Raw genomic sequence first — 21,036 nt, forward strand, 5'->3', positions numbered from 1 at the left:
CGGTCACTCCCAATGTGACCGTTCACATTGAGATATATCGTCCAACGGGCATCGGGCGCTGTCAAGTACGCGCGCCGTTTTCGTGTCCCTACCGTGACGCGGCGGATTCCCTGCCGCAGAGCACGGGGGCGACCGGCCCGAAGGCGGGCCGCTCCTCGCCGCGGATCTGCGCGAGGAGGATCTGGACGGCACGCCGTCCGAGCTCGGGGAAGTCCTGGTGCACGGTCGTCAGCGGCGGCGCCACGTGCGCCGCCACCGGGACGTCGTCGAACCCGACGACGCTGACGTCCGCCGGAACCCGCAGACCCGCGTCGCGGAACCCGTGCATCAGACCGATCGCCATCACGTCGTTGGCGGCGAACACCGCCGTGAAGTCGCGGCGGCGGGCCAGCTCCTGTCCCGCGAAGTAGCCGAAGTCGGCCGTCCAGTCCCCGCGGATCGGCGGGAAGGTCGGCAGGTCCGCGTCCCGAAGCGCGTCGAGGTAGCCGCGCATGCGCGACTCCGCCTCGATCCAGTCCTGCGGCCCCGCCACATGCAGGATGTCGGTGTGCCCGAGGCGGATCAGATACTCCGTGATCATCCGCGCACCGGCCACCTGATCGGCGGAGAGCGTGACCCCGTCCGAGCCCGATGCGGTCTGCAGGCTCACGAACGGCACCGCGACCGCCATGCCGCGCAGCACGCTGAACACGCGCACCTGGGGGGCGAGGACCACGATGCCGTCGACGTGCTCACGGACCAGCTGGCGCACGGCCGCGCCGATCGCCTCGGGCGTCGTGTCGGGGATGTTCAGCGTGCTCACCGCATAGCCCGCGGCGCGCGCCGCGTCCTCGATCCCGGCGATCGAGGACGTCGGCCCGAACTCCCCCGTCGTGGAGGAGAGGATGCCGAGCGTGCTGGACCGGCTGGTCGCGAGCGCGCGGGCGGCCACGTTCGGCCGGTAGTCGAGCACCTGGATCGCGTCGAGGACCCTGGCCTTGGTCTCCGGGCGGATGCTCGGATGATCGTTGAGCACGCGGGAGACGGTCTGGTGCGACACCCCGGCGAGACGTGCCACATCGCGGATGCTCGGCATCCGGGCGCGTTCGGACGGATTCGTCACGACGGCCTCCCGGGGATGTGCACGGTCACATGATCCACCCCATTATGTCCCGCGCTCCCGATGTGCGCATGCGCCCGCCACGCCGGTCCCCGACCGCCGTGCCAGAGGACCGTGCCAGTGGGCCGTGCCAGTGGGCTGTGTCAGAGCGCCGTGCCAGAGGACCGTGCCAGTGGGCCGTGCCAGTGGGCTATGTCAGTGCGGATGGTCCGCTGTTCCCGAGGAGCCGCGGACGATGAGCTCCGGCGCGAGCCGCACGACCTCCCCCGCCCCGACCGCGCCCCCGGCGACGATCCCGAGCACGAGCTCCAGCGCGACCCGGCCGGTCTCCTCGAGCGGCTGGCGGACCGTGGTGAGATCCAGCGCCCTGGCGAGGTCCCCGTCGTCGTAGCCCACCACCGCGAACGCGCCGAGCGAGGGATCCTCCCTGATCGCGACGAGGACGGCCGCGGCCAGGTGGTCATGGCCCGCCGCGATCGCCGTCGCGCCCCAGGAGCGGACCGCCCGGAGGACGTCGGCCCCCACGCGCTCGGGCCCCGGGACAGCGAACGCCCTCACCTCGACGTGCCCGGCGAGGCCCTCGGCGCGAAGCATGCCCGCAGAGACATATCCCCGCGAACGCTGGGCCTCGTGCACGAAGGCGACCCTGCGGTGCCCGAGGGCGGCGAGGTGGGCGCCGATCTGCGCGCCGCCCGCCCTGTCGTCGACGAGGACGACGGGGCCGACCGGGGCGCCCGCCGCCGGGACGACGTCGACGTAGACCACCGGGATCCTGGCGGCGCGGCTCGCCCGGCGCGCCGCCGCGCCGAGCGGGACGCCCATCACGACGAGACCCGAGACGTCCGCCCGCGCCGGGAGCGTCTCCAGAAGGGGCGACTCCGCGCTCGCCGCGGAGTCCAGGTCGTACGGGATGACGTCCGCCGCCGCCGTCCGCGCCCGCAGGAGCATGCCGGAGAGCCGGCGGAGATAGGACGGATAGGTCGTGAAGGGCGCCGCGACCGCGATGCGCGCGGCGCCGACCCGACGCCCAGGGCCCATCCGGTAGCCGAGCTCGGCGGCCGCCGTCACGATCCGCTCCCGCGTCTCCGGACGCACGCGGTGCGGGGCGTTGACCACGAGCGACACCGTCGAGATGCTGACCCCCGCCCGCGCGGCGACGTCGTAGATGGTCACGCGGCCTGGCTTGGAGCGCATGGGTCCTCCTCGGGACGGGAACAGACGTCTTCATCGAAGTTCTTCGATGAATCACAATCGTTCCCACTGGACCAGGAGGTCGTCAAGATGCCGTTCCGTTCCCCGTTCCGCCGTCCGGCGCTGGACGCGTCCGTCGCAGCCTTCGAGGCGCGGACCGCCCCGCTCCTCACCCCCGAGCCGGCGGACCCGGCCGGGCGACGACGCGTCGCCCAGGAGAACGACACCAGACTCAGCGCTGCCCTCGGCATCCGCCCCATCGACACCGCGTCCGAGGACCACCTCGTCGCGGTCGACGGCCACCCGGACGTCCGCGTCAGGGTGTACTGGCCGGAGGCCGAGCGGGCGGGAGCGGGCGAGGATCTGCCGGTCCTCGTGTACTTCTACGGCGGCGCCTTCACGATCGCCGGCATCGACTGGGTCTCCTGGGACGCGCGGTTCCGCGAGCGGGCACGGGATGCTGGGATCATCATCGTCGCCGCCGACTACGCCCATGCCCCGGAGACCGCATACCCGGCCCAGCCCGAGCAGTGCTGGACCGCCATGGAGTGGACCTTCGAGCATGCCGTGGGCCTCGGCGGCTCGCCGGACCGGATCGCGATCGGCGGGGCGTCCTCCGGGGGGAATCTGGCCGCCGCCGTCACGCTCATGAACCTCGACCGGAAGCGCCGGCCGATCCGGCTGCAGCTCCTGGAGAACCCCGCGCTGGACCTCACGATGGGCCACGCCGACATGCGGGGCATCTCGAAGGGCATGCCCGGCGTGATCGTGCGCCGAATGGGCCGCACCCTCGTCCGCCGGTACCTCGGCGATCCGCGCAGGGCGCGCGAGCCCTACGCCTCACCGCTGCTCGCCCCCTCCCGGACGGGACTGCCCCCGGCGTGGATCTGCACCTGCGAGCTGGATCCCCTGCGCGGCGACGGCGAGGCCTATGCCCGCGCCCTGTCGGCGGCCGGCGTCCCCGTCACCGCCGTGCGCTACATCGGGCAGACCCACACCTCGCTCGGCGCCACCGGGTTCGTCCCCGCCGCGGACGCCGCCCACCGCGACGTCATCGCCCAGCTGCGAACCCTCCATGACCTTCCGACGGGCCACGATCTCCCGGCAGGCCACGATCTCCCGGCGAGCGCTGACCTCCCGACGCGCCATGATCTCCCGACGGGTGCTGATCTCCCGGGCGTCGGCGCATGAGCGGCCGGCTGGAGGCGGCTCCCGTCTTCCCCGACCTCGACCCCGCCGTCATCGGATGGGCGCAGCGCACCGGCGAGCTCGCCGCCGACCTCCCCGGGCTCGCCTCTGAGGACCAGTCCGTGCGCCGTGCGGCCGCGCTCCGGCTCAGCGATCTGCTCGCCGAGGAGTACACCGAGCCGGTCCCGGACGGCGCGCGCATCGACGACCTCACGGTCGCGGGCGGCGACGGACCGATCCGCGCCCGCCGGTTCCGGCCCCGGGACGCCACCGGGCCCCTGCCGACCCTGGTCTGGTGCCACGGCGGCGGGTTCGTCGGCGGGACGATCGACGAGATCCTGAACGACCGGCTCTGCGCCGACCGGGCGCTGCGCTCCGGCGTGCAGATCATCTCGCTCGAGTACCGGCTCGCGCCGGAGCACCCCTTCCCCGCCGCCGTCGAGGACGCCGTCGCCGCCGTCCGGGACGTGCGCGACCGTGCGCACGAGCTCGATGCCGACCCCGCCCGGATCGGGATCGGCGGCAACTCCGCAGGCGCCGCCGTCACCGCCATCGCAGCCCTCCGGCTGCGGGACGCCGGGGAAGGCGTGCACCACCAGGCCTTCGAGGTGCTGCCTGGTGCCCTCCGCCCCGTCGGCGCATCCTCCGAGCGGTTCGCACGCGGCTTCGGCCTCGACGACGCAGAGCCCCTCGGCGCGCTCTACCTGGCGGGCGCCTCCCTCGCCGAGGCGTCCCCTCTCGACGCGCCGGACCACAGCGGCCTCCCGCCGACCGTGATCCTCGTCGCCGAGTTCGATCCGCTGCGCGACGGCGCCCTCGCCTACGCCGAGGCCCTCCGCGCCGCCGGCGTCCCCGTCACCGTCTACGAGGGCGCAGGGCACGTGCACGGCTCTCCCGCGCTCACCGCCGGCTGGCAGGGGGCAAGGGACTGGCGCGACGCCTTCGTCGCCGCCCTCACCCTCGCCTACGCACCGTCCGACGCCCCTCCTCCGCGCGACTGACGCCCTCCCCCGGAAGACGCGCGACTGATGCACTGACGCCTTCCTCCGACACCGCTTCGCCCTCCTTCGACACCACTTCGAACGCCCCCGCCGGTACCCGTCCGGCACATCCCCGCACGACCGCTCTCCCCACCACCCGAAAGGACGATGATGTCCAGAGCCACCCGTACCCGCCCGTCTGAGGCTGACCGACCATCCGCCCATCCGCTCAGCACGGACGTCCCCGGATCGCCGCAGTCCCGGCTGTTCCTGCCGCTCTTCGTCCTCAGCTGGTTCGGCCTCAACCTCGCCTCCAGCACGATCGGCGGCGCCGCGATCCCCAAGACCTTCGCCTTCCTCGACGACGCGACGAAGGAGGTGAACCTCTCGATCGTCACCGCCGTCGGAGGCATCGCGGTCATCATCATCACCCCGCTGTTCGGCAGGATGAGCGACCGCACCCGCTCCCGGCTCGGGATCCGACGGCCGTGGATCCTCGGCGGAGCGATCGTGGGCTTCGCCGGGGTCCTCGTACTCGCCTTCGGCTCATCCCTGTGGGCGATCGTGCTGGGCTGGGTCATCGCCCAGACCGGGTTCGGCGCGACGAACGCCGCCGTGCACGCCCTGCTCGCCGACCAGATCCCGGCGCGGATCCGCGCCAGGGTCTCCGGGATCGCCAGCGCGTCGGCGAGCCTCGCCCTCATCGTCGGCGCGCAGATCGTCGCCGCCCTCCCCAACGACGCCCGCTGGCTGTGGTTCGTGGTCCCCGGTGCGATCGGCGCGGTGCTCGCCGCCCTGCTCTTCCTCGGCCTCCGCGACATCGTCCGCACCGAGCCGAGGGAGCCCTGGAGCTGGCGGGACGTGCTCTCCACCTACTGGCTCAGCCCGCGCGACCACCGCGACTTCTTCTGGGCATGGCTCTGCCGGCTGTTCGTGACGATGTCGATCTTCTCCATCGCGACCTACCTGCTGTTCTTCATCATCGACCGCCTCGGCGTCCCGAAGGAGGAGGCATCGGGCGTGCAGGCGACGGCGCTCATCGTCTTCACCGTCGGCGGTCTCGTCACCAACATCCTGTTCGGCTGGATCTCGGACCGGACGGGGCGGCGCAAGACCATCGTCTGGATCTCCTGCGCCTTCTCGGTGGCGGGCCTCCTCGTGGCGATGTTCGCCCCCGACACCGCGGTCTTCCTCGCCGCCTTCGCGCTCATCGGCGCGGCGCAGGGCGCCTACGTGTCGGTCGACATCGCGCTGATGACCGAGGTCCTCCCCCACCTCCGCGACGCAGGCAAGGACCTCGGCATCGTCGCGCTGTCCTACCAGGTGCCCCAGTTCCTGGTCCCGATGCTCGCGATCCCGCTGCTCGCGATCGGCGGGGGCAGCTCGAACTACACGGCGCTGTTCGCGGCCGCGATCGTGTTCGGGGTCATCGGCGGGCTCGCGGTGCTCCCCATCCGATCGGTGAAGTAGACGGTCGAGGAGACGACGAAGCAGGCGACGAAGGCGCGCTCGCCCGGCGGCCGGGCGGACCGGGTCGTCAGGCGAGGATCCGCGCGCCGGGGACGGGGCCGTGGACGTGCAGTGCCTCCCTGCCGCCCCCGGCGAGCCGGTCGCGGACGAGCGCCGCCTCCCCCGGGCTCGCGCACAGGAACGCCACGGTGGGGCCGGATCCCGACACGATGCCACGGAGCGCCCCGGCCGCCAGTCCCTCGTCGATCACGGTCTGCAGATCGGGACGCTCCCGGAGCGCCGCCACCTGCAGGTCGTTGTGCAGCTCCGCCGCGAGCAGGCGCGGCTCCCCCGAGAGCAGCGCCTGCAGCAGCGCCGGCGGGACGTCGAGCGACGGGGACGGATCGTCGGCGAGCAGCCCCTCCTCGTCGCGGTGGCGGTCGAGCCGCGCGTACACCGCGGGCGTCGACATCCCCTCCTCGCTGAGGACGAGCACCCAGTCGAAGCGGCCGCGCGCGAGTGCCGGCGTCAGCACGTCGCCCCGACCGGTCCCCACCGCGATGCCGCCCTGGAGCGCGAACGGGACGTCGGCGCCGAGGCGGGCGGCCAGCTCATGGAGCCGGGCGTAGGGCAGATCCGTGCGCCACACGGCGTCGCAGGCGAGGAGGGCGGCGGCGGCGTCGGCCGATCCGCCGCCCATCCCGCCGGCGACGGGGACGCTCTTGTGCACCTCCAGGTGCACGCCGCCCTCGTAGCCGGTCGCGGAGGCGAGGAGGCGGGCGGCGCGCATCGCGAGGTTGCGGTCATCGAGCGGGACGGAGCCGGGGTCGGCCGTGCCGGAGACGGCGATGCTGAACCCGGGCGCGGCGGTCGCCGTGACCTCCTCCGGCAGCGACACCGCCTGGAAGACCGTGGCGAGGGCGTGGTAGCCGTCGTCGTGCCGATCGCCCACGCCGAGGTGGAGGTTGATCTTCCCGTGGGCGCGGACGCGGACGGGGCGGGGCAGCGCGACGGGCGCGGTCATGCGGCGCTCACAGCTCGGACGACGTGGCCCAGAGGTTCACGTCGATCCCCCCTGCCACCTCGTCGATGCGGGCGAGCTCCTCGTCCGTCAGCGGCGGCGCGTCGAGCGCGGCCAGGTTCTCATCGATCTGCGCGGGACGCGACGCCCCGATCAGCGCGGAGGCGACGACCTCGTCGCGCAGCACCCACTGCAGGGCGAGCTGCGCGAGCGACTGCCCCCGCTCGCGGGCCAGATCGTTCAGCGTGCGCAGCGTCCGCACGGCGTCCTCGGTGAGCGGAGCGTCCGGCAGCGATCCCCGCTTCTGCGCACGCTCGGCGGTGCCGTCTCCGAGATAACGATCGGTGAGGAGCCCCTGGGCGAGCGGCGCGAAGGCGATCGCCCCCAGCCCCTCCTCGCGGAGCGTCTCGGTGAGGCCGTCCTCGACCCAGCGGTTCAGCAGCGAGTACGACGGTTGATGGATCACCAGGGGCGTGCCGAGCTCGCGCGCGACGTCGGCCGCGGCCTCCGTCCGCTCGGCGCTGTAGGAGGAGATCCCGACGTACAGTGCCTTCCCCTGGCGGACCAGGGCGTCGAGCGCCGCGACCGTCTCCTCGATCGGGGTGACCGGGTCCACCCGGTGCGAGTAGAAGATGTCGACGTAGTCCAGGCCCATGCGGGCGAGGGACTGCTCGGCGCTGGCGACGATGTACTTGCGGCTCCCGAAGTCCCCGTACGGGCCCGGCCACATGTCCCAGCCGGCCTTGGAGGAGATGATGAGCTCGTCACGGTAGGGGCGGAGGTCCTCCGCGAAGATTCGTCCGAAGTTCTTCTCGGCCGATCCGTACGGCGGACCGTAGTTGTTCGCCAGATCGAAGTGCGTGATCCCGCGGTCGAACGCGTGCCGCAGGAGCGCGCGCTGGTTGTCCAGCGGGATGTTGTCGCCGAAGTTCCACCACAGGCCGAGCGAGATGGCCGGGAGGAAGAGGCCGGACGAGCCGACCCGGCGGAACCGTGCGCCGTCGTAGCGATCGGACGCCGCGGCGTAGGGGCGATGGAGATCGGGCACGTCGGGGCGGAAGCGCGATTCGGTCACAGTGTCAGGGTAGCGGGCCGTCCCTCCGCCCGCCCGGGGAACTCCGCCGCGCCTTTTTCCGCGAGACTGCATCTGCGTCACGAGACTGCGGAATTTTCGCGCTGCCTCGTGACGCAGATGCAGTCTCGTCGTCGGAGGGCAAGCGGACCGCGCGGCTAGCCGGACGGGGTTGCCGACGGGGCGGCCGGTGTCCCGGGGGACGCGAGCGCGATCCGGTGATAGTCGTCCACCGTGAGATCCTCGCCGCGGCCGGTGGGGGCGACCCCGGCGCTCTCCAGCACCGCGCTCGCCGCCGCCGATCCGCCGAAGAGGCCGGACAGCGCCTGGCGCAGCATCTTCCGCCGCTGGTTGAACGCCGCGTCCACGATCGCGAACGTCCGGCGCCGCTCCTCCTCGCTCCCCCGCGGCTCGGCGTCGCGGGCGAATCCGACCAGGAGGCTGTCGACGTTGGGAACCGGCCAGAACACCCGGCGCGAGACGTTGCCGGCCAGATGCCACGGGCCGTACCAGGCCGCCTTCACGCTCGGAGCGCCGTAGATCTTCGATCCGGGCGACGCTGCCAGGCGCTCGGCGACCTCGGCCTGCACCATGACCACTCCCCGGTCGATCCCCGGGAAGGTCTCCAGGAAGTGCAGCAGCACGGGCACCGACACGTTGTAGGGCAGGTTGGCCACCAGGACGCGCGGGTCGCCGGGCAGTGCGGTCACCCGAAGGGCGTCCGCGTCGACGACGGTCAGCGCGCCGTCGGCGACCCCGTGGCTCCGCGCCGTCTCGGGCAGCTGCGCGGCGAGGCGGTGATCGATCTCCACGGCTGTGACGGTGGCCCCCGTCTCCAGGATCGCGAAGGTGAGGGATCCGAGCCCCGGCCCGATCTCGACGACGCTCTCCCCGGCGCGGACATCGGCGGCCTGCACGATCCGGCGCACGGTGTTGGCGTCGACCACGAAGTTCTGGCCCAGCTTCTTGGTCGGGGTGACGTCGAGCTCGGCGGCGAGTCGGCGGATCTCGGTGGCGCCGAGCAGGGTGACGGTCATCCCCCCATTCTCCCGCACGTCCCCGACCTCTCGGTGTCGGAGGCCGCCCCTAGGATCATCCGGTGACCTCCGTCGGCGAACTCATCGCGCCCCGTCGCCTCGGCCGCGACTTCCGCTGGCTGATGGCGTCGTCGTGGACCAGCAACGTCGGCGACGGGATCGCGCTGGCCGCGGCCCCGCTCCTGATCGCCTCGATGACCGACGCGCCCTTCCTCGTGGCGCTCGGCGCGATGATGCAGTTCCTCCCCTGGCTGCTGTTCGGGCTGCACGCCGGCGCGATCGCCGACCGCTTCGACCGGCGCCGGCTCGTCATGCTCGCGAACGGGTCGCGCGCGGTCGTGATCCTCGCGCTCTGCGGGTTCCTGCTCGCCGGTCAGGCGACGATCTGGATCGTGCTCGGCGCCGCGTTCCTCTACGGCACCGCCGAGGTGTTCGCCGACACCACCAGCGGCACCCTGCTGCCGATGCTCGTCCGCAAGGAGGATCTCGGGACCGGCAACGCGCGGCTGCAGGCCGGCTTCCTCGTCGCCAACCAGTTCGCCGGCCCGCCGCTGGGCGCCTTCCTGTTCGCGATCGGCTCGTTCTGGCCCTTCCTGCTGCAGGTGCTGTGCGTGACCCTCGCAGTGGTGCTGATCGCGCGGATCGCGCGGACGCCCGTTCCTCCGCGGGAGGGAGCCGCCCCGCCTCCCGTGCACACCGACATCGCCGACGGCATCCGCTGGCTCTGGCGCAATCCTCCGGTGCGGATGCTGGTCATCATCATCCTGGCCTTCAACGTCACGTGGGCGGCCCCGTGGAGCGTTCTCGTGCTCTACGCCACCGAGCACCTCGGGATGGGCCCGGTCGGCTACGGCGCGCTGACGACCGCGTCCGCGGCGGGCGGCCTGCTGGCGACGATGAGCTTCGGCTGGCTGGAACGGCACGTGTCGTTCGCCGCCCTGATGCGGATCTGCCTCTCGCTGGAGGTGGTGATGCACCTCGCCTTCGCGCTGACGACGACCGGCGCCGTCGCGCTGGTGATCATGTTCGGCTTCGGCGCCTACGCATTCGTCTGGGGGACGATCTCGACGACCGTCCGGCAGCGGCTCGTCCCTCACGAGCTCCAGGGCAGGATCGGCTCGGTCAACATGGTCGGCGTCTTCGGCGGCATGGTGATCGGCCAGGCCGCCGGTGGCCTGATCGCCCAGGTCTGGGGGCTGACGGCGCCGTGGTGGTTCGCGTTCGGCGGCGCGGCGCTCACGCTGCTGCTCGTGTGGCGTCCGATCTCGCACATCGCGGCGGCGCGACCCGTGGCCGAAGACGATGACGCGGCCCCGCCCGGGGATCCCGACCCGCCCCGACCGTGATCCGCCCGGCTGGGTTCGTCCGGTTCGGGTCGCCCGGCCGTCCGCTCGTCCGGCCGTCGGCTCGTCCGGATGCATGGAGATCCCTCGCATGGCCGGCCCCCGGCGCGGGTTTCTCCCGCCGAACGGGGAATCGCCATGCATCCGTGCCTGGGAACCCGAGGGGCGACGCGGACGAAGAGGATCAGGCGAAGGAGCCGTAGACCTCAAGGGTGTTCGCGGCGACGTCGGCGGCGAGCTCATCGACGTCGATCCCGAGCTCCGCCGCCATGAATCGCAGTGTGATCGGCACGAGATACGGCGCGTTCGGCCGGCCGCGCAGCGGCGTCGGCGTGAGGAACGGCGCATCCGTCTCCACGAGGATCCGCTCGCGCGGGGTGACCTTCAGCGCGTCGCGCAGGTTCTGCGCGTTCTTGAAGGTCACGTTGCCCGCGAACGACAGGTAGTGGCCGGCATCGGCGCAGACACGCGCCATCGCCTCGTCGCCCGAGAAGCAGTGGAAGACGGTCCGCTCCGGCGCGCCGACGCGGGAGAGGACGGAGAGGACGTCGTCGTGGGCGTCCCGATCGTGGATCTGCATGGCGATGCCGTGCTTCTTCGCCAGCGCGATGTGCGCCTCGAAGGACTCGTGCTGGGCGGCGTGCCCTTCGGGTCCGGTGCGGAAGTAGTCCAGCCCGGTCTCGCCGATCGCGCGCGTGCGCGGATGCGCGGCGAGCTCGTCGATCGCCGCGATGGCCTCCCCCAGCATCCCCGACCGCGCGTAGGTCGGAGCATCGTTCGGATGGATCGCGACCGCCGCGAGCACCCGCGGATCCGCTTCGGCGGCTGCCACCGCCCAGCGGGAGGACTCGATGTCGCCCGAGGCCTGCACGACACCGAGGATGCCGGCGGCCTGGGCCCGGTCCAGATGCTCCGCGAGGCTCAGCCCCTCATCGCCGTCCTCGATCTCCAGGTGCGCGTGGTTGTCGTACACGGGCACGGAGAGCGGCTCGGGGGCGGGCGGGTACCTCAGGTCCTTGCGCCCGTCCGCCGAACGCTCGCGCACGTAGGTCTCGGGGACGTCCGCCGTCATGCTCAGGCAGTCGCCTCGACGCGGGGGAAGAGCGGCGAGAGTGTCTGCACGCGCGTGCCGGCCGGCAGCTGCCCCCAGTCCCCGGCGGTGCGGATCGGCTGTGCGCCGAGCGCGCCGAGGGAGCCCTCGACGCCGAGCGCGTCCCAGAGCCGGGCCGTGGACTGCGGCATGACCGGAGAGAGCAGCACGGCGAGCGCCCGCAGCCCCTCGGCGCACGTGTAGAGGACCGTGCCCAGCCGCTCCCGCTGCTCCTCGTCCTTGGCCAGCGCCCAGGGCTCGTTGTCGGTGATGTAGCCGTTCAGCTCATCGACGATGGTCCAGACCGACTGGATCGCCTCGTCCAGACGGAACCGCTCGACCGCCGCGTCCGCGTTCGCCGTTGCCGCCGCCACGGTCTGCTGCACATGGAGGTCCTGCTCGCCGTACGCGCCGGCCGCCGGGACGACGCCGTCGAAGTACCGCTCGACCATCGCGATGGTCCGCGAGGCGAGGTTGCCGAAGCCGTTGGCGAGCTCGGCCTGGTAGCGGGCGGACAGGTCCTCCCAGGAGAACGATCCGTCCTGCCCGAAGGCGATCGCCGACAGGAAGTAGAAGCGGTACGCGTCCGATCCGAAGACGTCGGTGATCTCGGTCGGCGCGATCCCGGTGAGCTTGGACTTCGACATCTTCTCGCCGCCGACGAGCAGCCACCCGTGCGCGAACACGCCCTTGGGCACCTCGAGGCCCGCAGCCATCAGCATCGCGGGCCAGATGACGGCGTGGAAGCGGAGGATGTCCTTCCCGACGACGTGGTAGGCCGGCCAGCGACGGGCGAACAGTTCCTCGTCGGCGCCGTAGCCGACGGCGGTGGCATAGTTCAGCAGCGCGTCCACCCACACGTAGATGACGTGGCTCGGGTCCCAGGGCAGCGGGATCCCCCAGTCGAAGGTCGAGCGCGAGATGGAGAGGTCCTTCAGACCCTGCGACACGAAGGACACGACCTCGTTGCGGGCCGAGTCCGGGCGCACGAAGTCGGGCTCGTCCTTGTACAGCTCGAGCAGGCGGTCCTGGAACTCGCTCAGCTTGAAGAAGTAGTTCTTCTCCTGGAGCAGCTCCAGCGGCTTCGAGTGGATCGCGCAGACCTTGAGCCCTTCGAACGGCCCCGTGCCGTCGACGATCTCGGACTCGGGCTTGAACTCCTCGCAGCCGACGCAGTACAGCGCCTCGTACTCGCCCGCGTAGATGTAGCCGGCGTCGTAGAGACGCTGGAAGAACACCTGCACGTTGGTCTCGTGCCGCTCCTGCGTGGTGCGGATGAAGTCGTCGTTGGCGACGTCGAGGGTCTTCAGCAGCGGGAACCAGGACTCGCTCACGAGCCTGTCGACCCACTCCTGCGGGGTCACGCCGTTCGCCGCGGCCGCCCGCAGCATCTTCTGCCCGTGCTCGTCGGTGCCGGTGAGCATCCAGGTGTCATCGCCCGCCTGACGGTGCCAGCGCGCCAGCGTGTCCACGGCGACGGTGGTGTACCCGTGGCCGATGTGCGGCACATCGCTGGGGTAGTAGATCGGCGTGGTGATGTAGAAGGATTCGCCTGCGGGCATGCGTTCGATTCTAGGCGGGATGCCGTCGCCGTCGCGCTCCATGACGCCCGCCCCAGTGCCCCTGGGCTGGTGCCCCTCTACATCGCCGTGCTGCCTGACGTCGCCGTTTCTGCCCCGCCGTGGCACTTCTTGTGGGTTGACGCGCCCTCCAACCCGCAAGAACTGCCACGGCGGGGTAGAAACCGCGGGTTGGGGCGAAGCAAGGCACGCCCACCAAGGCACGCCCCAGCAGGGCACGCCCCAGCAGGGCACGCCCACACAGGGCACGCCCAGGACGGGTCAGGGCCTGCGGGAGGCGAGGGCCGCCTGATACAGGTCGCGGGAGGAGAGCCCGGTCTGCGAGGCGACCTCGGAGGCGGCGTCCTTCAGCCGCGCGCCGCCGGCGACGAGGGACTGCACCTGTGCGAGCGCGTCCTCCGGCGAGACCTCGCGCGGGGCCGCCCCGGCGACGACCACCACGATCTCGCCCTTCACCCCGGCGTCCGCCCATTCCGCCAGCTCCGTGACCGAGCCCCGACGGACCTCCTCGTAGAACTTCGTGAGCTCGCGGCACACGGCGGCGCGACGGGACGCCCCGAAGGCGCCGGCCATGTCGGCGAGCGTCGAGGCCAGGCGGGACGGCGACTCGAAGAACACCATCGTCCGCGGCTCGCCGGAGAGCGACGACAGCACGGAACGCCGATCCCCGGGCTTCCGCGGAAGGAAGCCCTCGAAGGTGAACCGGTCGGTCGGCAGGCCGGACACGGCGAGGGCGGTGATCACGGCGCTCGGACCGGGGATCGCGGAGACGGTCACGCCCTGCTCGACGGCCGCGGCGACGAGGCCGAAACCCGGGTCGCTGACGGTGGGCATCCCGGCGTCGCTGAGCACCACGACGTCCTCGTCGGCGGCGAGGGCGGCGATCTCGGCGGCCTTGGCCTTCTCGTTGTGATCGTGCAGCGGGATCAGCCGCGGACGGTTGGACACGCCGAGCGCGGAAAGCAGCCGCTGGGTCGTCCTGGTGTCCTCCGCGGCGACGATCCTCGCGTTCTCCAGCACCTCGATCAGCCGCCGCGACGCGTCGCCGAGATTGCCGATCGGAGTCGCCGCGAGGATGATCACCCGCCCAGCATAGGCTGGTGCGATGACAGCGCCCCTGCTCCCGCCGGTCGACCTCCGGCCGACCCGCTGGGAACGAGTGCGCGACGCCTGGATCCTGGATCCGCGCCGCCATCGACTGCTCTCCTGGCTCGCCCCGACACTGCTGATGCTGCTGGCTGCCGTGCTGCGCATCCCGGGCATCGGAAGCCCGCATACGCTGGCGTTCGACGAGACCTACTACGTCAAGGACGCGTGGTCGCTCTGGGCGCAGGGGTACGAGGGCGAGTGGGGGGAGAACCACGACGAGCTCTTCAACGAGGGCGTGACCACGCCCTTGAAGACCACGGGGAGCTTCGTCGTCCACCCGCCGCTCGGGAAGTGGATCATCGCCCTGGGCATGGGGCTGCTGGGGCCGGGATCGAGCGTCGGCTGGCGCCTCATGACCGCGGTGGCCGGCGTCCTGACGGTCCTGGTGATCTACCTCGTCGCCCGCGAGCTCACCCGCTCCATCGTCGTCGCGTCGATCGCCGGTCTCTTCCTCGCCGTCGACGGCCTCGCGATCGTGCTGAGCCGGATCGCGCTCCTCGACGGGATCCTCTCCTTCTTCATCCTCCTCGGGTTCCTCTTCGTCCTCATCGACCGACGACGCACGATGCCGATCCTCGAGGACCCGCGCACCCATGCCGGGACGGACGGCGCGCAGCCGCTGTGGGGACGCGTGCTCTGGCGGCGGCCCTGGATCCTGGCCGCCGGTGCCGCGCTCGGCGCGGCGACCGCCGTGAAGTGGTCGGGGATGTACGCGCTGGCCGCGCTCGGCCTCTATCTGGTCGTCACCGACGCCCTGGCGCGACGGCGCGCGGGGATCTCGATGTGGCCGACGGATGCCGCCCTCCGCCAGGGTCCCGTGTCATTCCTCCTGCTGGTACCGCCTGCCCTGCTGGTCTACCTCGCGTCCTGGACCGGGTGGCTCGTGACGGCCGGCGGGTACAGCAGGCCGAGCGACCCCAACCCCCTCATCGCGCTGTGGAAGTACCACGAGGTGATCCTGAACTTCCACGTGAACCTGACCTCCACGCATCCCTACGCGAGCCCGGCGTGGCAGTGGCCGCTGCTGCTCCGGCCCACCGCGGTGTGGGTCGGCGGACAGGGCGAGCCATGCCCCGGGTCGGACAACTGCATCGCCACGATCTCGTCGATCCCCAACCCGGTGCTGTGGTACCTCGGCGTCGCTGCCGCCCTCTACCTGCTCTTCCGCCTCGTCCGCGGGCTCATCGACCGCGCCCCGATGCCGTGGACGCATGCGATCCCGCTCGTCGGCCTCGCAGGCACCTACGTGCCGTGGCTGATGTTCCCGGAGCGCACGATCTTCCAGTTCTACACGGTCGCGATGCTCCCGTTCCTGATCCTCGCCCTCGTCCTCGCCCTGAAGGACGTCGCGGGGCCGCGGAGCGCACCGGTGTCGCAGAGGAAGGCCGGGCAGCGCACGGTCGCCGTGGTCGTGATCGTCGTCCTGCTGGTCTCCGCCTTCTTCTACCCGCTCTGGGTCGGGATGGCCATTCCCTATGACTTCTGGGTCCTGCACAACTGGATGACCGGCTGGGTCTGAGCGCCTCGGACGGGAACCCCTCGGACGGGAGCCCCTCGGGGCACGCAGAAGGCGCCCCGCCTCGCGGCGGGACGCCTTCTGACCTCCGGTCGTTCTCCGCTTCCTAGAGAGCGGACGTGTTGCTGATGATCGGAGCCGAGGCCAGGTCCTCCAGCTTGTAGTTCGAGCCGGTGTTGTCCGGCAGGGTCTTGCCCGCCACGCGGGCTGCCAGCCCGGTGTTCGGGTCGAGCGAGTGCACGTCTCCCAGCACGGGCCCGCCATAGGCGACGTAGAACATGCCGGAGTCGTACGTCGCGCCGGTGCCCTTCCAGGCCAGGCCGTCGAGGAAGCGCATCTCCCACGCACTGGTGCCGATGGTGCCCCCCGACACCTTGAACACCGGTTCGACGCCGAGCTGCATGTTCGGCGTGAAGTGATAGCGGGCCATCCAGTACTCGCTGGACACGTTGTCCCAGATGAGACCCCACATCCCGCCGTCGGGCGTGAAGGTGATGTCCGGTCCCATCAGCCCTCCGGGCTGGACCTTGGCGGCGTTCGGGCCGATGCCATAGGTCCCCGCGTCATTCGTTTGGCAGGCGAGCGTGAGCGGGTCGATGAGCGCGACCTGCGCCACGTTCATGGCGGCTGTGTTGGACACCGCCCAGACGTTGCCGACAGTGTCGACGGCCAGGCCGCCCCACGCGGCCTGGTAGCCCCCGATCGGGAGGCAGCCGAAGGTACCGAGATCGGTGACGATCGAGGTCGCCCCCTTCGTGTTCGAGTCCGGGACCGCCTTGTACAGGTGGCTCTGGTTCCCCGCGCTCCTGTCCCAGGTCACGCCGTAGAAGGCGTAGCTCGCCGCGCCGCAGTTCGGCTGGGGGACCTTGTCCAGCCCGAAGCCGAGGCTCCCCGCCCAGTCATAGAACGGGCCCGTCTTGGGAACCGTGAACGTGGCGGGGTTCCTGTCGCCGACGTACTGGAAGATCGCCTGCCCCGACGAGCCGTAGACCCCGTGCGGGTCATACGACACGCAGGCGGTCGGCACGCTCGCCGAGCTCGTCGGTATGGCGACGGCCGCGGCGATGATCGGAACCGACCAGGCCCCGCCCTTCACGATCGTGCGGCGTGAGAGCCCCGTGGACGAGGCCTCCTCGAAGGCGCTGAGATCATCGATGGTCATTCTTTTCCCCCCGTGTGGTGCCAATGAACGCGCCAGACCATGCACGACATCCATCGACGTGCATGGGGGCACAAGCGTTCATGGTTCCATCGCGCGTTCCGTGCTGTCCCCCGGGATGCGCACCTTGGTTTCCGGCGCGCGCCCATTGGCTTCGGACGGTGCGCTCAGCCCAGTTCCCGCGCCAGGACCTCGCGCATGGCCTTGACCGAGGAGAACCCCACCGTGCGGGCGATCTCGGCTTGTCCGCGCAGGCCGTCCGCCCCCTCGTCCTCCATCAGCGCCCGTGCCCGCAGCGCCCGGACGATCCGCAGGTACCGCAGCGGAGACACCCCGGTCGGCCGGAAGGCGCGCTGGAGGTACTGCTTGGAGACGTTCACCTCCGCGGCGATCGCGTCGATCGTGAGGAGCGGATCGGCAGCGCGCGCGTCGATCAGCGCGACCGTGCGGTCGAACAGCTCCCGCATCGACGCCGATGACCCCGGATAGACCGGCACCACCGCGTGCTTCTGCAGGACCGCCGCCGCCAGCGCCTCGGCGCTCCCGCGCAGGTAGCCGAACCCCGCGCTGTCCGCACCGAGCGAGGAGTGCAGCAGGGAGGTCGCCATCGTGACCAGCACCTGTTTCATCTCCGGCTGCGCGGGAAGCAGGATCGCATCGATCGGCGCCCACCAGCGCAGCGCCGACCAGGTGGTCCTGAGCTGGAGGACCTCCACCGTCGCCGGGGCGTCGATCGCCACCTCGGTGCGCAGCGACCGCACATGGACATGCTCGGCATCCGCCTCCGTCCCGTCCAGAAGGAACCGGCCGTCGATGATGACCGTCAGCTCCGCGGCATCGGGCGCCGCCCCGGGATCCGCCGGCCAGGTCGCCGTCAGCCCCGAGAACCGGACGCGCCGGAGCGCGAACCCGCCGTCGACGATCTCGGAGGCGTGCAGGCGCAGCCCTTCTGTCTCCCCCGCCATGCTCCACCCGCGATTCGCGAGCCAGCTTCGCGCGGCATCACCGCGGAACGTCACGCCTCGCCCACTCGTCCGATCCTTCGTTCTCGATGAGTAATCCACCCCTCTGCTCCCCCCTCGCCGGCGTCGCCGGCGCCGATCATCGGCCCGGCCGAGAGTACCGACGGAGAGGTTCGCAGATTCAGAGGAATGACGATGCATTCGCGATTCGATGACCGGAGGTCACGGATCCGATCATTCCGTGCACGCATTGTCGCATTTCGGCGCCGATTTCCCCACAAATCACCGGGAGCGGTGCACGATCGGATCCCCCGCGGGACCGCGACGACCGTTGGCGGATGCGATGACGGAGCACGACGACAGCGTGCGTTGACAGTGCGCGTTGACAGTGCGCGATGGCGGGAGCTCAGCGGTCCGGGGCCAGATCCGAGGGCTCCCGGACCGGGAGCCGGCACACGAAGGCCCGGCAGTCGTACGCGAGCCCCGCGTCGCCGTCCCTGCCCTCGAACAGCGTGAACCCGGCATCGGCGAAGGCGCGGGCGCCCCGTCGCCCGACCACCGCCACGACATCCGCGTCCGCACGCCGCGCCGCGTCCGCGAGCGCCCCGTCCGGCGCCTCGGTCACCACCACGATCTGACGCGGCGGCCGCACGAGGCCGGCAGCGGCCCTCAGGAGCGCGCCGTGGGCGAAGGGCTGCGCGAGAGCGCGGTCCCCGAGCCCTGCGACCAGTCCCTCGGCGGCGGTCCGGTACTCCTCCCCCGCTCCGAGCAGCCAGGCGGTGCGTGCCGCCGTCGCGAGCGCGGCGGTGCCGGAGGGGAGGTCGCCGTCGCTCTCGTCCGGCGAGGCGACGATGCCCTGCGCGACCAGCACGGGATCCGGCCCCACTCCCGCGAGACCCGCGTCGAGCACGTCCCGCGCCGCGACCGCCCAATCCGCGTCGCCGGCGGCGAGGGCCAGGGCGAACAGCCCATCGGCGAGCAGACCGAGATCCGCCCGCGTCGCGACGGCGTCCGCGGCGACCCCTTCGAGCGAGGAGCGCACGAGGGCGCCGTGCGCGTCCCGGTTCACAGCGAGGACGGCGCGGGCGGCGTCCTCCGCCGCGCGGATCCAGTCGGGCTCCCGCAGCGCGGAGCCGGCACGGGCGAGCGCGCCGATCGCCAGGCCGTTCCATCCCGTGATGACCTTCCCGTCCACCGCCGGCGGTGCGAGCAGCGCGCGCCCCTCGGCAGGGAGCGCGTAGTACCCGCCCTCGCTGCGTCGTCCGTCGATCCAGGATTCGGAGTCCTGCGCGGCCCGGAAGCCGCCGCCGGGAACACCCAGCGTGCGAAGCAGGAACGCGGCGATCCCGCGCGCGACGGCCGTGTCCCCGGCGACGAGGGCGATGTCCAGCAGCTGCGCGTTGTCGGTCAGCATGCGCTCGAAGTGCGGGACGGTCCAGTCGCGCTGCGTGGCGTAGCGGAAGAACCCGCCGTCCACGCCGTCGCGGAGCGGGGAGGACGCCATCGCGGCGAGCGCGCGCTCCGCGGACGAGGCGGCGTCCGGGGCAGTCTCCCGGAGGAGGGGGTGCAGCAGGAACCCGAGGGTCGTGGCGACGGGGAACTTCGGCGCTCCGCCGAACCCGCCGAATCGCGTGTCCTCGCGCTCGGCGATCCGTGCCGCGGCCTCGGCGAGGGCCTCCGCCGTCGGGAGAGCGCCCTCGCGTTCCTGCCCGTCCTCGCCCACGTCCGCCCGTTCCTGCCCGGCTGTCGAGGCGCGGGCGAGTGCGGCGGCGAGACGTGCCGCCGAGTCGTCCACCTCGTCGCGTCGGGCGGTCCACGCCTCCCGCACCGCGGCGAGGACGTCGCGGAAGGCCGGCAGCGGGGGTCGCCCCACCGGAGGCCAGTACGTCCCGGCGTGGAACGCCCTGCCCTCGGGGGTCGCGAACACCGTGAGCGGCCATCCCAGGTCCTGCGTGAAGGCGGAGGCCGCGGCGAGGTAGGCGGCATCCACGTCCGGGTGCTCCTCACGGTCCACCTTCACCGCGATGAACCCGTCGTTCAAGGCGGCGGCCGTCACCGGGTCGGCGAAGGACTCCCGCGCCATCACATGGCACCAATGGCAGGTGGAGTACCCGATCGAGATCATCACCGGCAGATCGCGCCGCCGCGCCTCGGCGAAGGCCTCCTCGCCCCAGGGGTACCAGTCGACGGGATTGTCGGCATGGGCCCTCAGGTACGGGCTGAGCGTGTCGGCCAGCCGGTTCGCCATGTCCGCGCCCGCCCCGCCCGCGTCAGTTCACGTCGTCGGGGTGTGAGCCCACGCGCCCCGAGCCGTCGCCGGGATCGATCGCGTCGATCGCGGCGAACTCCACGTCGCTGAGCGCGAAGTCGAGCACGTCGAGGTTCTCGCGGAGGCGTTCCGCGCGCACCGACTTCGGGAAGACGATGTTGCCGTGCTGCAGGTGCCAGCGCAGCACCACCTGTGCGGGGGTCTTGCCGTGCGCCGCGGCGGCGTCGGCCACCGCCGGGATCGAGAACAGGTCGTACTTGCCCTGGCCGAGCGGCCCCCACGCCTCGATGCGGACGTCGTTGTCGCGCGCCCAGGAGACGATCTCGCGCTGCTGATGGGCGGGGTGCAGCTCGATCTGGTTCACCGCCGGGACGACCCCGGTCGCAGCGACGATGCGCGTCAGGTGCGGGACGAGGAAGTTCGAGACGCCGATCGATCGCGCCAGTCCCCGCTCGCGGATGCCGACGAGCCTCTCCCATGCGTGGAGGTACTCGTCGTTCGCCGGCGCCGGCCAGTGCACGAGGTAGAGGTCGACGGCGTCGAGGCCGAGCTTGTCCAGGCTCTCGGCGATCGCGGCGTCCGGTCCGTCTCCGGCCTGACGGTCGTTCCAGAGCTTCGTGGTGACGAACAGCTCGTCCCTGGCGATCCCGCTCCGGGAGATCGCGGCGCCGACACCCTCCTCGTTGCCGTAGATGGCGGCGGTGTCGATGTGCCGGTAGCCGACCTCGAGCGCCTCGCTCACGGCGCGCTCGGTGTCGTCTGCGGGGACCTTGAAGACGCCGTATCCGATCTGCGGGATGGAGCGTCCGTCGTTGAGGGCGAGGGTGGGGATCGTCATGCTCCCAGCCTATGACCGTGCACCGACAGGCGGCCCGGGAGGGAGCGCAGGATGACGCCCGGAGGCGGCGATCGCGTCGTCCGCCGTCATCGT

17 protein-coding genes are annotated in these 21,036 nt (G+C 71.8%); 5 read left to right on the forward strand and 12 right to left on the reverse strand.

Annotated features, from left to right (window positions below; all coding sequences use genetic code 11):
- Positions 1-88: 88 nt before the first annotated feature.
- On the reverse strand, positions 89-1,075 hold the full coding sequence (locus J2Y69_RS01475; protein ID WP_310017028.1) for a LacI family DNA-binding transcriptional regulator: 987 nt from the start codon (positions 1,073-1,075) through the stop codon (positions 89-91).
- 219 nt (positions 1,076-1,294) lie between these two features.
- Positions 1,295-2,293: a LacI family DNA-binding transcriptional regulator gene (locus J2Y69_RS01480; RefSeq protein WP_310016786.1), complete on the reverse strand. Its 999-nt coding sequence runs from the start codon at positions 2,291-2,293 to the stop codon at positions 1,295-1,297.
- Between the two features lie 87 nt (positions 2,294-2,380).
- On the opposite strand from J2Y69_RS01480, the gene J2Y69_RS01485 reads away from it, so the two are divergent.
- From J2Y69_RS01485 to J2Y69_RS01495, 3 genes are all read left to right on the forward strand, one after another.
- The gene (locus J2Y69_RS01485) at positions 2,381-3,481 is read left to right on the forward strand and encodes an alpha/beta hydrolase (RefSeq protein WP_310016788.1); all 1,101 of its coding nucleotides are present in this window, start codon (positions 2,381-2,383) and stop codon (positions 3,479-3,481) included.
- Positions 3,478-4,479: an alpha/beta hydrolase gene (locus J2Y69_RS01490; protein ID WP_310016790.1), complete on the forward strand. Its 1,002-nt coding sequence runs from the start codon at positions 3,478-3,480 to the stop codon at positions 4,477-4,479. Before J2Y69_RS01485 ends, J2Y69_RS01490 begins: the two co-directional genes overlap by 4 nt.
- A gap of 147 nt (positions 4,480-4,626) precedes the next feature.
- Positions 4,627-5,928, forward strand: a complete 1,302-nt coding sequence (locus J2Y69_RS01495) for an MFS transporter (protein ID WP_310016792.1) — start codon at positions 4,627-4,629, stop codon at positions 5,926-5,928.
- A gap of 67 nt (positions 5,929-5,995) precedes the next feature.
- Here the strand turns inward: J2Y69_RS01495 and J2Y69_RS01500 are convergent, their stop codons facing one another.
- From J2Y69_RS01500 to rsmA, 3 genes are all read right to left on the reverse strand, one after another.
- Positions 5,996-6,931, reverse strand: a complete 936-nt coding sequence (locus J2Y69_RS01500) for a 4-(cytidine 5'-diphospho)-2-C-methyl-D-erythritol kinase (RefSeq protein ID WP_310016794.1) — start codon at positions 6,929-6,931, stop codon at positions 5,996-5,998.
- A gap of 7 nt (positions 6,932-6,938) precedes the next feature.
- Positions 6,939-8,003 (reverse strand): L-glyceraldehyde 3-phosphate reductase, encoded by a 1,065-nt coding sequence (mgrA, locus tag J2Y69_RS01505; RefSeq protein ID WP_310016796.1) that lies wholly within the window; start codon positions 8,001-8,003, stop codon positions 6,939-6,941.
- Positions 8,004-8,158: 155 nt separating this feature from the next.
- Complete coding sequence (gene rsmA / locus J2Y69_RS01510) at positions 8,159-9,037, reverse strand: 16S rRNA (adenine(1518)-N(6)/adenine(1519)-N(6))-dimethyltransferase RsmA (protein WP_310016798.1); 879 nt, start codon at positions 9,035-9,037, stop codon at positions 8,159-8,161.
- 62 nt (positions 9,038-9,099) lie between these two features.
- Here rsmA and J2Y69_RS01515 point away from each other — a divergent pair, with 62 nt between their 5' ends.
- Positions 9,100-10,383: an MFS transporter gene (locus tag J2Y69_RS01515; RefSeq protein ID WP_310016800.1), complete on the forward strand. Its 1,284-nt coding sequence runs from the start codon at positions 9,100-9,102 to the stop codon at positions 10,381-10,383.
- 181 nt (positions 10,384-10,564) lie between these two features.
- On the opposite strand, the gene J2Y69_RS01520 is transcribed toward J2Y69_RS01515, so the two are convergent.
- The 3 genes from J2Y69_RS01520 to rsmI form a co-directional block, all read right to left on the reverse strand.
- On the reverse strand, positions 10,565-11,452 hold the full coding sequence (locus J2Y69_RS01520; protein WP_310016802.1) for a TatD family hydrolase: 888 nt from the start codon (positions 11,450-11,452) through the stop codon (positions 10,565-10,567).
- A 2-nt stretch (positions 11,453-11,454) separates the two neighbouring features.
- Positions 11,455-13,032 (reverse strand): methionine--tRNA ligase, encoded by a 1,578-nt coding sequence (gene metG / locus J2Y69_RS01525; RefSeq protein ID WP_310016803.1) that lies wholly within the window; start codon positions 13,030-13,032, stop codon positions 11,455-11,457.
- A gap of 279 nt (positions 13,033-13,311) precedes the next feature.
- Positions 13,312-14,133, reverse strand: a complete 822-nt coding sequence (rsmI, locus tag J2Y69_RS01530; protein ID WP_310016806.1) for a 16S rRNA (cytidine(1402)-2'-O)-methyltransferase — start codon at positions 14,131-14,133, stop codon at positions 13,312-13,314.
- A 22-nt stretch (positions 14,134-14,155) separates the two neighbouring features.
- On the opposite strand from rsmI, the gene J2Y69_RS01535 reads away from it, so the two are divergent.
- Positions 14,156-15,718 carry a dolichyl-phosphate-mannose--protein mannosyltransferase gene (locus J2Y69_RS01535; protein WP_310016809.1) on the forward strand — a complete coding sequence of 521 codons (1,563 nt, stop codon included), beginning with the start codon at positions 14,156-14,158 and terminating at the stop codon, positions 15,716-15,718.
- Positions 15,719-15,821: 103 nt separating this feature from the next.
- Here the strand turns inward: J2Y69_RS01535 and J2Y69_RS01540 are convergent, their stop codons facing one another.
- The 4 genes from J2Y69_RS01540 to J2Y69_RS01555 all read right to left on the reverse strand — a co-directional run bounded on the left by J2Y69_RS01540 (position 15,822) and on the right by J2Y69_RS01555 (position 20,943).
- Entirely contained in the window at positions 15,822-16,877 is a 1,056-nt protein-coding gene (locus J2Y69_RS01540; RefSeq protein ID WP_310016811.1) for a hypothetical protein, read from the reverse strand.
- Positions 16,878-17,041: 164 nt separating this feature from the next.
- Positions 17,042-17,839 (reverse strand): AraC family transcriptional regulator, encoded by a 798-nt coding sequence (locus tag J2Y69_RS01545; protein WP_310016813.1) that lies wholly within the window; start codon positions 17,837-17,839, stop codon positions 17,042-17,044.
- A gap of 403 nt (positions 17,840-18,242) precedes the next feature.
- A complete protein-coding gene (locus tag J2Y69_RS01550) occupies positions 18,243-20,084 on the reverse strand; it encodes a thioredoxin domain-containing protein (protein ID WP_310016815.1) in 1,842 nt (613 codons plus the stop codon).
- A 22-nt stretch (positions 20,085-20,106) separates the two neighbouring features.
- The gene (locus J2Y69_RS01555) at positions 20,107-20,943 is read right to left on the reverse strand and encodes an aldo/keto reductase (protein ID WP_310016817.1); all 837 of its coding nucleotides are present in this window, start codon (positions 20,941-20,943) and stop codon (positions 20,107-20,109) included.
- Between the last annotated feature and the right edge of the window lie 93 nt (positions 20,944-21,036).

It is taken from the genome of Microbacterium resistens (genome assembly GCF_031456305.1).
Taxonomy (GTDB): domain Bacteria; phylum Actinomycetota; class Actinomycetes; order Actinomycetales; family Microbacteriaceae; genus Microbacterium; species Microbacterium resistens_A.